This is a genomic window from Pectobacterium carotovorum, assembly GCA_016415585.1.
In the GTDB taxonomy this organism is placed as follows: Bacteria; Pseudomonadota; Gammaproteobacteria; order Enterobacterales; family Enterobacteriaceae; genus Pectobacterium; species Pectobacterium carotovorum_K.
On record CP066552.1, the window covers coordinates 654267 to 669178 of the forward strand.

6 protein-coding genes are annotated in these 14912 nt (G+C 58.3%); 5 read left to right on the plus strand and 1 reads right to left on the minus strand.

Annotated elements, in window-relative coordinates; translation table 11 throughout:
- Nucleotides 1–14 precede the first annotated feature (14 nt).
- The 5 genes from JFY74_02970 to JFY74_02990 are packed head-to-tail and all read left to right on the plus strand — an operon-like array spanning nucleotide 15 to nucleotide 13311.
- Nucleotides 15–890 (plus strand): isochorismatase, encoded by an 876-nt coding sequence (locus JFY74_02970; GenBank protein ID QQG29044.1) that lies wholly within the window; start codon nucleotides 15–17, stop codon nucleotides 888–890.
- Nucleotides 887–4030: an amino acid adenylation domain-containing protein gene (locus tag JFY74_02975; protein ID QQG29045.1), complete on the plus strand. Its 3144-nt coding sequence runs from the start codon at nucleotides 887–889 to the stop codon at nucleotides 4028–4030. Before JFY74_02970 ends, JFY74_02975 begins: the two co-directional genes overlap by 4 nt.
- Before the next feature lie 5 nt (nucleotides 4031–4035).
- Entirely contained in the window at nucleotides 4036–4806 is a 771-nt protein-coding gene (dhbA, locus tag JFY74_02980) for a 2,3-dihydro-2,3-dihydroxybenzoate dehydrogenase (protein QQG29046.1), read from the plus strand.
- Between the two features lie 22 nt (nucleotides 4807–4828).
- Entirely contained in the window at nucleotides 4829–11200 is a 6372-nt protein-coding gene (locus JFY74_02985; protein QQG29047.1) for an amino acid adenylation domain-containing protein, read from the plus strand.
- Complete coding sequence (locus JFY74_02990) at nucleotides 11197–13311, plus strand: amino acid adenylation domain-containing protein (protein QQG29048.1); 2115 nt, start codon at nucleotides 11197–11199, stop codon at nucleotides 13309–13311. The genes JFY74_02985 and JFY74_02990 overlap by 4 nt, the downstream gene beginning before the upstream one ends.
- Before the next feature lie 74 nt (nucleotides 13312–13385).
- Here the strand turns inward: JFY74_02990 and JFY74_02995 are convergent, their stop codons facing one another.
- Nucleotides 13386–14894: a TolC family protein gene (locus tag JFY74_02995; protein ID QQG29049.1), complete on the minus strand. Its 1509-nt coding sequence runs from the start codon at nucleotides 14892–14894 to the stop codon at nucleotides 13386–13388.
- Nucleotides 14895–14912 lie beyond the last annotated feature (18 nt).

Below are 14912 nucleotides of genomic sequence, written 5' to 3' on the forward strand. Positions count from 1 at the left end.
ATAAGGATTTTGTGATGGCAATCCCTTCTATTGCTTCTTATCCCCTGCCGCGCGCACAGGATTTCCCTGAGAACAAGGTTTCCTGGGCGTTTGAGCCTGAACGCGCGGTGCTGCTGATTCACGACATGCAGGACTATTTCGTGAATTTCTATGGCGCGGACAGCCCGCTGGCGCAGCAACTGATTGAGAATATTGTGGCGTTGCGAACCTACTGCAAAGCACAGGGGATTCCGGTGGTGTATACCGCGCAGCCGAATGCACAAAGTGCGGCTGACCGGGCGCTGCTGAACGACATGTGGGGCGCAGGGCTGAATAATCATCCTGAAAAACAGCGCGTCGTGAGCGCGCTGGCACCGGATGAGCACGACACCGTGCTGGTGAAGTGGCGCTATAGCGCCTTCCACCGTTCGCCGCTGGAACCGATGATGAAGGAAATGGGTAAAGATCAGCTGATTATCTGCGGCGTTTACGGGCATATCGGCTGCATGATTACCGCAACGGATGCCTTCATGCGCGACATCAAGCCATTCATGGTCGGCGATGCGGTGGCGGATTTCTCACTTCAGGAACACCAGATGGCGCTGAAATATGTGGCGACGCGCGCTGGACGAGTAGTTAGCACGGCAGAACTCACAGGAGCAAAAATGGCACAGGCACTAACGAAACAAGGACTGAGAGCGCACCTGCTGACCTTGATCGACGAAGAAGAAGATCAGTTCGATGAAGATGAGAACCTGATTGACTACGGTTTGGATTCGGTACGCATGATGGCGCTGCTAACCGAATGGCGCAATCAGGGCGTCACGCTGAGCTTTGTCGATCTGGCGCGTAACCCTAGCCTGAATGCCTGGTGGGCGCTGATCGAAAAACAGCAGGGAGCTGCATCATGAAGCCCTTGAGCGTTGCGCAGCGCGGGCTGTGGTTAGGCCATGCCCTGAACGATGATAAGGCGACGTTCAACACGGCGGAGTGCATCGCGTTTGATGGCAAGGTCGATATTGAAGCCATGTTAAGCGCGATCCGTCAGGCGGTAATGGAGTGCGAGTGTTTGTACTGCCAGTTTGTTGAGGTCGCAGGTGAACAAGCTGACCAGCCGGAAATCGGCTTTGTGGCTTCACAACTGCCAGTGCCGATCGGCGTGCTGCCGATTATAGAGCTGCTACCCGCGTCGATGACGGATGAAGAGCAGACGATACGCCACTGGGCGCGTGAGGAAATCTCCCAGCCGCTGGATTTGCTGAACGGATTACCCTGCCGCTTTGCGCTACTGTGCGGTGAAAAGCGTGATTTTCTCTATAGCTGCGTTCACCACATTGCGCTGGACGGCTTTGGCACCACGATGCTGTTTCAACGCATCGCCCAGATCTATACCGCGCTGACGGCGGGGCAACCCGTGGCGGTGGCGGAGTTCGGCCCATTCAGCGAGGTACTGGAAGAAGAGCAGCAGCGTGATGCCAGCGGGCAGACGACGCAGGCGCGTGATTTCTGGCTAGAAACGCTGAACGCAATGCCGGAACCGGCCAGCTTCAGCGAGAAGAAAGCTCCGATCGCGGCGCGTTTTTTGCGCCAAAGCAGCGTGTTGCCTACAGATATCTGGCAGCCGCTGACGACGCTGTGTGAAGGCAACAAAATCAGCTGGCCGGATCTGTTTTTGGCGATGCTGGCGACGCACCTCAAGCTGGTGTCCGGCAGCGATAGGCTGACGTTCGGCATGATGGTGATGAACCGTATCGGTTCCGCCTCGCTGACGGTGCCGAGCATGCAGATGAATATCGTGCCGCTGTGCATTCAGGTGGATGAGCAGGCGGACTTTGTCACACTGGCGCAGCAGGTTGCCCGCACCAAGCGCACGCTGCGTCGGCATCAGCATTATCGCTATGAGCATTTACGGCGCGATCTGAACCGCGTCGGCGGCGAACAGCGCCTCTTCGGCCCGCTGATCAATATCATGCCGTTCGATCATCCGCTCAATTACGGATCGTTGTCGTCCAGCACGTTGAATCTCAGTGCTGGGCCAGTCGAAGATCTGACGATCGAGATCCATTTCAAACCGGATGGCACACCGGTATTGGATTTTGACGCTAACCCAGCTTGTTACAGCGCGGAAGCGCTTGCCAGCCTGCAAGAAACGCTGTTCACGCTGCTTCAACGCTGGTTGGCACAGCCGCAGCAGACCAGTGGCGAGCTGCTGGGACGCTGGCTGCGTGAAGAACGCGAACTGGCGCTGATCACCAGCCGCGAGCCTGAGCCGTTTGCCGAACCGGTTCTGACGGCGATCGCCAAACAGGCGCGTAAAAACCCGAACCATCTGGCGCTGACGCAGCGCGATCGACAGTATAGCTACCAGCAATTGCTGGATCTGAGCGGTCAGGCTGCTGCGGCACTGCATGAGCGCGGCGTTCAGCCCGGCGAACGCATCGGCATTATGCTGAACCGTAGCCCTGAAACCATCATTTGCCTGCTGGCCGTGATGCAGTGCGGTGCGGTGTATGTGCCGCTCGATCCTGAACAGCCGCGTGAACGTCAGCAGCACATCATCCAGATTGCCGATCTGCATACGATCGTCACGCAGGCGGATTATCAACATCGGCTGGCGTCGGTCTTTTCCGGCGAGATCGTTCTGGCAGGGCATCTTCTGTCATCCAACGCACAGGCCGCCGCGCTGCCGCCTGTGGAAGCGAGAGACGGGCAGATTGCCTATGTCATGTTCACATCGGGATCGACCGGATTGCCGAAAGGTGTGGAGATCGGCGCCAGCGCGTTGGATCACTTCACGGCGGCGGCACGTCAGCGCTACGGCCTGCGTGCGGCGGATCGCGTGCTGCAATTTGCCCCGTTCAATTTTGATGCCAGCATCGAAGAAATTTTTGCCACGCTGACCAGCGGTGCGACGCTGGTGCTGCGCACCGATGAGATGCTGGAATCGATTCCGACCTTTGTCGAACAGGTTGAAGAGCAGGCGATTACGCTGCTCGATCTGCCAACGGCATTCTGGAATGAATGGGTAGTGGGGCTGAAAACCGGCACGCTGACCATGCCTTCCGCACTGCGCGCTATCATCATCGGCGGTGAAGCGGTGTACCCCGAACAGCTGGCGCAGTGGCAGCGTCATGCGCCGAATACGCTGCGCTTAATCAATACCTATGGCCCCACCGAAACCACGGTAGTCGCGACCAGTTACGATCTGCAAACGCAGTCTGCCGATGTGGCGCAGCTTCCTATTGGTCTGCCGTTGGCGGGCGTCAACGCGCTGATTTTGGCGGCGGGCGACCGCCCTGCGGCGGAAGGAGAACTGGTGCTGCTGGGGCCAACGCTGGCGGCGGGTTACATCGGTACAGAACACACGGCGTTTACGCAAATAGCGGTGGGCGATCAGGATCTTCCGGCTTACCGCACCGGCGACAGAGTTCGGCTGGAGAAAGGACAGCTGTTGTACCTCGGGCGTATGGATAACGAATTTAAAATCAGCGGGTACCGGATCCAGCCGGGGGAAGTCGAAGCCCATCTACTGGCGCAGCCGGACGTTGATGAAGCCTGCGTGCAGGGCATTATTTACCCTAACGGCGTACGGCGTCTGGTGGCATTTGTTGCCACGAAAGCGGGCGAGATCGATGCACGAGCGCTGAAACAGCGCCTGAGCAGCGTGCTGCCGCCAGCGATGATCCCGACCGATTACCGCGCCTTCCGACAGTTGCCAAAAACCGGCTCTAACAAGGTCGATCGCAAACGTCTGCTGGCGGAATACCGCGACGAGGCACCTGCGCAGGCGTTAGCCAGCGAAACCGAGAACCGGGTCAGCGCCATCTGGCAGCAGATCCTCGGCGTGTCGGGGATCCAATCGCGAGATAACTTCTTCGAACTGGGCGGACAGTCATTGCAGACCATCCAGATCGTTAATCGTCTGGCTGCCGAATTTTCCGTCAGCATCAAGGTGTCTGATGTGTTCGATCATCCCCAGCTCAGCGACTTCTGCCGCTATCTGGACGACAGGCTGTCACAGGATGAAAACAGCGTGGAAATGGTGTGGTAGGGAAAATGATGAACAAGGCACAACCTCTTCAGTTTGATTTCAGCGGCAAGACCGTCTGGGTAACCGGGGCGGCGAGCGGCATTGGCGAAAGCATTGCCCGCCAGTTTGTCGCGCTGGGCGCGAACGTGATCGGCTTCGATCGCGCGTTCCAACATGACGATCGCCCGTTTACCTGTGTGATGCTGGATATCAGCGAGCCGGACAGCGTGGCGGCGGTCTGTCGCCAGCAGTTGGCAGAAACTGGGCTTGATGTTCTGGTCAACGCCGCTGGGATTCTGCGTCTCGGTGATATCGACGCGCTGAGCGTGGACGACTGGCACCAGTGCATTAACGTCAACGCCTCTGGTGCGTTTTACCTGCTGAACGCACTGGTGCCGCATTTCAAGCAGCAGCGCCGTGGCGCGATTGTCTGCGTCGGTTCCAATGCCGCGCATGTGCCACGCCTACAGATGGCGGCGTACTGTGCCTCGAAAGCGGCGCTCACCAGCCTGTCTCACTGTGCGGGTCTGGAGTTAGCGCCTTACGGCGTGCGCTGCAATCTGGTGTCGCCAGGCTCAACGGATACGCCGATGCAGCGCGGCATGTGGCACCGCGCGGATGCCGAGCAGCGCACTATCGCGGGCTTTCCTGACCAGTACAAACTGGGAATTCCTCTGGGCAAGATCGCTCAGCCGGAAGAGATCGCCAATACCGTGGTTTTTCTGGCTTCCGATCTGGCCAGCCACATCACCATGCAGGACGTGGTGGTGGATGGCGGGGCAACGCTGACGGCCTGATTTGCTGAGAGAGTGATAAGTCATGAAAGATATCGTAACGCTGTTAAAGCAGTTGGAACGGCAGGGCGTTCGTCTGGCGTTGAATGCACAGGGGCAGCTGATTTCGCAGTCCAACAAAGACGCGATCACGGCAGAGATTGGGCGCACGATTAAGGAAAACAAAGACGCCATTGTGCGCTGCCTGACGGCGCAGCAGGCGTTTGAGCGCCCCATCACGCCGCAGAATGCGACGTCTGGCCCGCTATCGTCATCGCAAAGCGGACTGTGGTTTATCGAGCAGTACGAAGAGCAATCACACCTCTACAATATGCCGGTCTATTTTCGGCTGACCGGCACGCTGGATGTGGCTGCGCTGGAGTTTGCCTTTGACGCGCTGGCGCAGCGTCATGCCAGCTTGCGCACCCGTTTTGTGGTCAATGAACAAGGCAAAGGTGAGCAGCGTATCGATGCTTATCAACCGTTTGTGATACAGCATGATGACTTCTCATTGTTGCCGGAAGCCGAACGGGAAGGGCGTTTGCAGCAGCAGGTGAAAGCGGAAATCAGCCGTCCGTTCGATCTCACGGCGGGCGATCTCACCCGCGTGCGGCTGGTGAAAATGAGCGAACGGGTGCATGTTCTGATGATCACCCAGCACCATATTATTTCCGATGGCTGGTCGGTGAAGAATATGTTCGCGGACTTCAAACCAGCTTTTCTTGCTTGTCAAAATCGCCAGCCTCATCCCGTCGAACCGACCCAGCTTAACTATATCGATTACGCACACTGGTTTAATTCCGACTCGTTTCTGGATTACCACAATGAATTCAAACCGTTCTGGGTTGAGCGGCTGACGGGGATCCCCGAAGTACATAGCCTGCCGCTGGACAAACCGCGTCCGGCGCATCAGAACAGCGGCGGGGAGGTGATCTTCTCCGCGATCAACAACGATCTGTGGGATAAATTCAAACGCCTGTGCCAGCGCTATAACACGTCTAATTTCATTGGCCTGCATGCGGTGTTCTCCCTGATGCTGGCGCGCATCAGCGGCGAGAAAGATATCGTGATTGGTTCACCGCTGGCCTACCGCGAGCGGCCGGATATCGAAGATGTCGTCGGCTTTTTCGTTAACACCATCGTGCTGCGCACCCAGTTGCAAGACAGCCAGACTTTCGTCGATTACCTGCAATACTGCCGCGAACAGGATCTGTCGGCTTTCGATCATCAACTCTACCGTTTTGAAGCATTAAGCGAGGCGATCGGCTCCGATCGCACCACTGCGATCAACCCGATCTTCCAGGTGATGCTGGTTTATCAGGCCAAAGTAGATTTCAACGATCTGATCCCCGGTTGTGATGCGGCGGAAGAAACCTCGCCCGTGCTGCCTGCCAAGACCGATATTTCGGTCAAGGTGACGGAGCTGATGGGCGAGGTGCGGCTGGACTGGCTGTTTGCTACCGCGCTGTTTGAGCGCCAGACGATCCAGTATTACGCCGACCGCTTTATCCGGCTGATTGAAGCCGTCGTTGAGGCCCCCGAAACCGATGTCTGGCACCTGCCGCTGATGGATGCGGAGCGGTTTGCTGCCGTGCAGGCGGAAAGTCAGCAACTGCCGCGTAGCTATCCGCAGCCGCAGTTGACGGTAACCGATGTGATTGAAGCGATGGCACTGCGCGCTCCACAGCAGCTGGCGATTGCTTTTGATGGTGAACAGCGCACTGACACGCTGACGTACGCTGAACTGAACAGGCAGGCGAATCAGCTGGCGCACTGGCTGCACCGTCAGGGGCTGGGCGAACAGTCGCTGGTTGGCGTGCTGGCGAAACGCGATCGCTATTTTGTCATTGCGCTGCTGGCCGTCTGGAAAGCGGGCGCTGCCTATGTGCCGCTGGATCCTGACTATCCGCCGGAGCGGCTGCTCCACATCATTACCGATGCCAATCTTGCCGTCATTCTTGGCGGCGATGGGCAACAGCTGGCGCAGTGGTCTGCCGAACAGTGTATCGATCTGACCGATCCTACGGTTGTCGCGCAGTGGCACGATCTGCCGGGCGATGAAGCGCCCGCCATTCCGCGCCATGCACAGCAGCTGGCACAGGTGATCTACACCTCGGGATCGACTGGTTTGCCGAAGGGCGTCATGATCGAACACGGTTCGCTGATCAATCTGCTGGACGATCATCGCGATCGCATCGCGTTCACGCCGCAAAGCACCATGTTCAACTGCATGTCGCTCTCGTTTGACGCCGGTAACATGACGACGCTGCTGCCGCTGAGCTGCGGTGGCACGCTGGCGTTTGGCGAACCCAACGATCGGGCGATTGTGCAGGCCGAACAGGCGGGCGCGACGCATCTGATCCTGCCGACGGCGCTGATGTCGATTCTCGATCCACAGCAGGTTAATGGTATTCAGGCGATTGGCATGGGCGGAGAAGCCTGCCCGAACGCAGTGGTGGAAAACTGGGCCGATAAGGTGGCGCTGTACAACATGTACGGGCCGACGGAGTGTACCGTCACGGCATTGAGTACCCGTCTGCGCAAAGGCCAGCCTGTCACTATCGGTAAACCGCTTACTCATATTCAGGCGCTGATTCTGGATGCGGCCGGGCAACTGTGTCCAGCGGGCGTACCGGGAGAGCTGTGTCTTGCGGGGCTTGGGCTGGCGCGTGGCTACCTCAACCAGCCACAAATGACGGCCAGCCGCTTTGAACACATCACGCTGAATGACGTAAATAATGCTGAACACGGCACGGCGACGCTGCGCATTTATCGCACGGGCGACAAGGCCAGACTGCTGAACAACGGCGACTATGAATACTGTGGCCGTATTGATGAGCAGATCAAACTGCGCGGCTACCGCATTGAACCGGGTGAAATCGAGGCACAGCTGGCGACAGTATGTCCGTCGCTGAAACAGGTTAAAGTCATCGTGGCGCAGGTGGGGAACCGGCCGGCGCTGGTCGCCTATGGCACGGTGAAAGCAGGCAGCAGCACGCCGGAACCCGCCGCCGTGCTGATTGATGTCGCAAAGCATCTGCCCGAATACATGGTGCCGTTCCGACTGATTCTGCTAGAAGACATGCCGCTGACGCCGAACGGCAAGCTCGATACGAAACAGCTACCGCCGGTGCTGGAAACCAGCGAGGGCGACGGCGAAGCCGGTAATCCGCTGGAAGCGGACGTGCTGGTGATTTGGCGCAGCGTGCTGAATACGCCGCTGGGCGTTGAGGATGATTTCTTCCGCTTAGGCGGCGATTCCATTCTCAGTATCCAACTGACCACCCGCCTGCGCAGCGCGGGCTATGTCTGCACGGTGAAGGACGTTTTCGAAGCGAAGAGCGTGCGGCGTCTGTGCCGCGTGCTGGCGCAGAATAACCGTGACACAGGCATTGTCGCGGAGCAGGGCACGCTGGAAGGCGAATTTGCGCTGCTGCCGATTCAGCGCTGGTTTATGGAACAGCCGCTGGCACGTCCAGAACACTGGAATCAGGCGGCGATGATCCAACTGCCGGACGTGGATACCGAACGACTTACCACGATGTTGCAGGCGTTGATGGCGCAGCATGACGCGCTGCGTCTGGCTTGTGATGCCGACGGGCAACGCTATCTGACGGAGGTGCCTTGCCCGGTTGTGTCGACGTTGGATTATCGCCAGCTTGGCGATGACGGCCTGCAACAGGCGTTTACCGCGTTGCAGAGTGAATTCGATCCCGTGCAGGGAAGAACGATGGGGTGTGCGCTGGTGCGGCACCATCCGCAGGCGGACACGGCTGTATTCCTCGCTTTCCACCATTTGGTGATTGACGCCGTGTCCTGGCGCATCCTAGTTGATGATCTGGAGCGGCTGTACCTCGGTGAAGCGCTGGCGCCGAAAACGTCGAGCTATCGCCAGTGGGGCACGGCGTTGCATAACTATGCTACGCAGCATGCGGAACAACTGGCGTACTGGCAGGCGCAGGAAAATGGCGTGGATCAGGCAGCGCTGCTGGCGGCGAAAGATCCGCAGGGCCAGGCCAGCGCCGCGATTCTGACGTTGGACGCCGAAACCACGGGCCAACTGGTAAGCGAGGCGAATCGTGCCTTTAATACCGAAGTCAGCGATTTGCTGCTGGCGGCGCTAACCCGCACGTTAAACGATCTCGGCTGGGGCGACAAAGCGCGCATCATGCTGGAAGGGCACGGCCGCGAAGCGATTGATCCGACGCTGGATGTCAGCCGCACGGTGGGGTGGTTTACCAGCACCTATCCGGTGTGCCTGCAAGATAAGCCTGACTGGGCTTCCCTGATTAAATCCAGCAAGGAACAGCTGCGTCAGGTGCCGGATAAAGGCGTTGGGTTTAACCCGTTGCGCTACCACCATCCGCAGGGCAATGCGCTAACGCTGTCGCCGATTGTGTTCAACTATCTCGGGCTGTCGGTTCAGGCCGCTGGCACATGGCGTCCGGTGGGCATCGCGCCGGGCTGCTGCGTATCGCCGGAGAACAAACCAGCGGAGGTGATCAGTCTCCACGGTGGTATTGCAGACGGGCAGTTAACGCTGCGTCAGGTGGGGTGCCTCAACCAGCGCGATAGTGAACGTCTGATGGTGCGACTGACGGAGAATCTGCGAGCGCTGACGGCAGCCTGTCTGGCCCAGTTGCACCACGGCACGGCCTTTACCCCCAGCGATTTCCCGGCGATTGCGCTGAGCCAGACGCAACTTGATAGCCTGTCGCAGCGTTATGACATCGACACCTTGTTGCCGCTGTCATCGCTCCAGCAGTCGATGTTGTATCACCGCCTACGCTGTCCGCAGGATGATGCTTATCATCTGCAAACGCCGATTCGCTATGCGCAGGCGCTGGATGTGGAAGGCTATCGTCAGGCATGGCAGCGTCAGATTCAGCGTTTCCCGGCGCTGCGTGCCGCGTTGGAAAGCGAATGTGCCAGCGTGCAGGTGATTGTGAAGCAGGCCGATCTGCCTTTCTACTATCAGGATGTGGCGCAGGAGGCCGATCCACTGGCGGTCATCGAGCGCTATCGCCAGCAGGATTTACGTTCAGGATTTGACTTGTCGCAGCCGCCGCTGTTGCGCATTGCCTGTTTCCGTTTGGGCGAGCAGGATTATCGGGTGCTCCTGAGCTGTCACCACAGCGTGATTGATGGCTGGAGCGGCCCGCAGCTACTGGGCGCGGTACACCGCGACTATCTGCTGTTGATGCGCGGTGAAACATTAATGCACGGCGAAACATCCGCGATTCAGTCGGATCGTGCTTATGTGGATCATGCGCGGCACGCTGTGGCGCAGCAGCCCGCTGTCGATGCCTTCTGGCAGCAGCGTCAGCCGCTGCTGGCGCAGACGAACGATGTGGCGATGCTGTTTGCGGCGACAGGGAAACGCGCCGATCTCAGTCAGCATCTGACGCAGGTTGAACCGCAGGTCACTGGTGTGAGTCTGAACGAGCAGGATCAGGCGACGCTAACTGCCTTTGCCCGTGAGGTGGGCGTTACGCACAGCATTATTGCGCAATATGCCTGGCACCGGCTGCTGGCGCGCTCGACTGGTGATGCGGTCAGTATTGTCGGCAACGTGCTGTCGGGCAGGGAAAGCCCGGTGGAGGACGTGGCGAGTAGCGTGGGTCTGTACATCAACAGCCTGCCGCTGGCGTTGAGCTGGCAGCAGCCGGTATCGCTGCAACAGCATCTGGTGCAGTTGCAGAATGAGCTGATGGCGATGAATCAGCATGCTACGCAGTCGCTGATTGCCCTGACTGCTGGACGCCCGCGTCTGTTCAACAGCCTGTTTATTTATGAAAACTATCCTGGCGCGAAAGCGGAGCAGGGCCAACGTGCTGACGATCCGCATCGGTTATCACCCGAATTCTCCGCCGCCTATGAAAAAGTCGAGATGCCGCTGAATCTGGTGGTGCGTGAGCAGGCGGGCTGCATGCTGCTGCGCTTCGAGTTTGACGCCGATGCGCTGGACAGTGCGCAGGCGCGGCGGGTGCTGATGCGCTGGCATGACGAAATGGTGGCGCTGGTGAATAGTTCACCGCAGCAGTCAGCCGAGATCGTTGGACATAATAAGGTGGCAGATGCGGCGATGAAACAGGCTGTCACGCCGGATAGCCGTGCTGGCTCGCCGGATAGCCGTGCTGGCTCGCCTGATACGCCGTCAGCCCAGTCGCTGCTGCGCGTGTGGGCGCAGGCGCTGAAACTCAGTGAACCTAGCCTCAATGAATCCGGCCTCTGGTCACAGACGCTGTGTGAAAGCGGTGTCGATTCGCTCCAGCGTATTGCGCTGGCACAGGCATTAAGCCGTGCGTTAGCGCAACCGGTGAGTGTGGCGTTATTACAACGCTACCCTTCACCGCAGGCGCTGAGCGGGTATCTGGCACAGTCGAGGGTGACCGCCAATGAGGAAACGCTGTCATGACAGTGAACGATGAAATCGTAGGGAACCCGCTGGCGGATATCCAACAGCCCACGGCCTTCGGGCAGCGGGTGGGGGCCGCGCACGGTGAACAGCGGCACAGCAGTGAGCTGATTAAGCACTATCCTGCATCGCTGGTGAGCGCGGCGTGGAGTTGGCTACTGTACAAATACAGCGGTGAAGAGCAGGTGTGTGCCGCGCTCGTCACGGCCGATCTTCCTGATAACGTAAGGCCGCTGATCGCGCATTTTCAACAGCGCGATCGTCTCGTCAGCGAGTGGATCGCCGCCGTGGGATCGTCGTGCGATCCGCAGTCTGCGTCAGAGCTTCTGACAGCAGACATCCAGCATGCGCTGTTTAGCAGTCTGCTGATCGTGGGGGAGATGGCATCGTTGCCTGTGGTAGTACAAAAAGCGGCGCAAAACGTGGCGCTGATCGTACAGGTTCAAAACGATCGGTCAATTCTGACCGCACCTGACGGACAGTTCGATAATCGGCAGCTACAGCGCATTGCTCGCCATCTCACGCAGCTACTTGATGGCCTGCTGGCATCGCGCTGGGAACGGCTGGCGCAGATCCGCCTTAGCCCGCGGGTGGCAACGTTACCGCACCGGGCGACGACGCATGCGCTGCACGATGAACTGCTGGCGCGCCTGACTCAGGAAGCGCGTCAGGATTGCGTGGCGATCGCCTTTCAGGATCGCGAAATTCGCTATCGGGAACTGCTGCAACGCGTGGCGCTGATTCAACAGGCACTGGCTGCACAGGGGGTGGCTGCGGGTCAGCGTGTGGGGCTGCATCTCAGTCGCCAGCCTGACACCGTCGCGGCGCTGCTGGCCTGCCTGTTTTCTCAGGTGACGTTTGTGCCGCTGGAGCCAGACTTTCCGGGGGAGCGTCTACAGGCGATTCAGCAGGAGGCGGCGTTGGCAGCGGTCTTGCAGGACGGCTACACCGGCGGTTCGCTGGCGTTTGACTGCCCGATACTGAATCTCTGCGATTTACCGTATGCGGCCAGTGATTCCACGGCGAGCGTACAGCTGGCGCGGGCCGGTGGACCGGAAACGGCGGCTTACATGATGTTTACCTCCGGTTCGACAGGGAAACCAAAAGGCGTTGTGATTGGTCAGCGGGCGCTGCAAACCTTTATTCATGCCAGCGTAGAGCGGCTGACGTTAACGGATAAAGCCAACTGGCTGCTGATTACCACGCTGGCGTTTGATATCTCCATGCTGGAAGTGTTTGCGCCGCTGTGGGTCGGTGGCGTGCAGCATCTGACCACGCACGAGGAATACAAAGATCCGCAGGCGGTCGCGGCGTATTTGCAGGCTCGGCCGGACATCAACGTATTGCAGGCCACACCCGCTTTCTGGCGCATGATGTTCAAAGCGGGCTGGCAGGGTAAATCCGATCTGGTCGCGCTGTGCGGCGGTGAAGCGCTGGATCTGCGACTGGCGCAACGTCTGGTCAGCCGTTGCAGGACGCTGTGGAATTGCTACGGGCCAACCGAAGCGACAATTTGGTCGCAGATGGCACAGATCGACGGTGCCGCGTTGGAAAACCAGCACACGGTCGCGTTGGGCAATACGCTGGCGGGCTATCAGCATTTGGTGATCGATGACGATCGCCATCCGTTAGAAGAAGGGATGGTCGGCGAACTGTGCATTCTCGGTGAAGCGCTGAGTAGCGGATACTGGCAACGTGACGATCTGACGCAGGATCGTTTTATTCAGCAGGTGGAATCCGGGCAGCGAATGTATCGCACTGGCGATAAAGTCCGGCTGCTGGCGGACGATCGTTATCAGTATCTTGGTCGCTTCGACGATCAAGTAAAATTACGGGGATTTCGCATCGAATTAGGAGAGATCGAAGCGCAATTGAAACGGATCGAACAAGTGCAGGATGCGGCCGTCAAGCTTCAGGGGGAAGGGGATGAGGCGGTGCTGGTCGGCTACGTTGAGTATAAACCCGGCTCAGAGATGACCAAACTGGCGCTGCGCAAACAGCTGCATCAGTTCTTACCAGCTTACATGGTGCCAGGGCGCATTGTGGTGCTCGACAAGCTGCCGAAAACCGGCAGCGGCAAGGTCGATCGCAAACGCCTGACTGACGTCTGACAGCAAGAGGGGCAGCGTTGCTGCCCCTCCTACTCGCGTAAAACATGATATTTCAGGCACAACAATAGTGCGTATCAGAACGATTGCAATGTACTGATTTTGCCCTGTTGCCAGTTGGTGTCAGATTGACGCAGTGCCTGACTGATATCTGCAAGGCTGTTGGACGGGAGGGTTTTCGGTAGCAAATCCAGTCCGATCGTTGAGAATATCTGGCCGTAGCTATTGCGTAGTTCTGCATAGGCCAGATCTTGACGCAAACTGGCGTTGAGTGCGTTCAGCTCACCTTGAATCAACTGTAGTTCACCGATGCTGTTAGCCTTATAGCGGTTTCTCAGCTGTTCGACGATTTTAGTGTCAAGATTGCGCAATTCTGAACTAGTTTTATATTGTCGCTGCGCCTCATTGAAGTTGGCTCGGGCGATGTATAACTGTGCCATAATTGCCAGTGACATCGCCTGGCGCTGAATTTCCGACACGGACTCGTTAGCCTGAGCGGCTTTACGCGCGGCTGGGCCGGACAGCAGATTGAACAGGTTCCAGGTGGCTTTCACGCCAACGTCAGCCCAGCTGTTGTTGACCAGGAAAGAGTTGCTGTCATAGTGGCCACCTGCGCTGATTTCCACGCCGGGCAGCATACGCAGCAGCGCTTTACGGGTTTCAGCGGCATGAATTCGTACCTGATAATCCTGCTCGCGCAGTTCTGGGCGACTGACCAGCGCCGCTTCTTCCAGCACCTTCACATCGACATTCAGTTGCGGTACGGTTTCGTCACCGCTTTGTGGCAACGCAAGCTTGTAGGCCGTATCCAATGGCAGGTTCATCAAGGTTGCCAGCTCAGTCTTGGCTAGCGATAATGCGCGACGCTGTTCCTCCAATTGGCGTGTGGCGTCGATCAGCGCGCGTTGGTAACTAAGGACTTCAATGGGGTCGCCAATCTGCTGTGACGACATGTGTTCGCTCGCGTCACGCGCAGCGTTGACACGGACGATCAGGCCATCAATCTGTCCCAATAAGCGTTCAGCTGCCACGGCGCGCCAGTAGGCGGAGCGTACGTCTTGCTGGATGGTGTGCACGACTTTGCGTTTACGCTCTTCGGCAATCCAGCGCTGATCTGATTTTTGCTGGGCGGTCACGTAGCTGACGCCAAAGTCGAGCACGTTCCACACCATAGTCAGATCGGCTACATCTCGGTCGCGGTCCTGTGAGGTGGAAGGTTCCAGAGAAGTACGTCCTGTTTCCACGCTGCGGCTACTGGAGGCACTCATATTATTACGCCCCACGTAGCCCGCTGATGCCGCCAGTTTCGGCAACATATCGTAGCGTGCTAGCTCCACCTGCTGCTGGCTCAGCGCATATTCCATCACTTTTAAGCGTGATTCGAGGTTATATTTCAGTGCACGTGCCATGGCATCATACAGCGTGATTGGTGCCGTGACGGGCTCCTGCTGGCTGAACATGGCGACTCGGTCTTGCTGGCTGCGTTGTCCGCTTTCGACCTTGCTGATCGGCTGGGTGGTCACGGCACAGCCGCTGGCGGCTAGCACGATGGCGCTAAGGCTAAATAGTTTCCGACCCTTTAACACGATTCCGCTCCTCGTCAT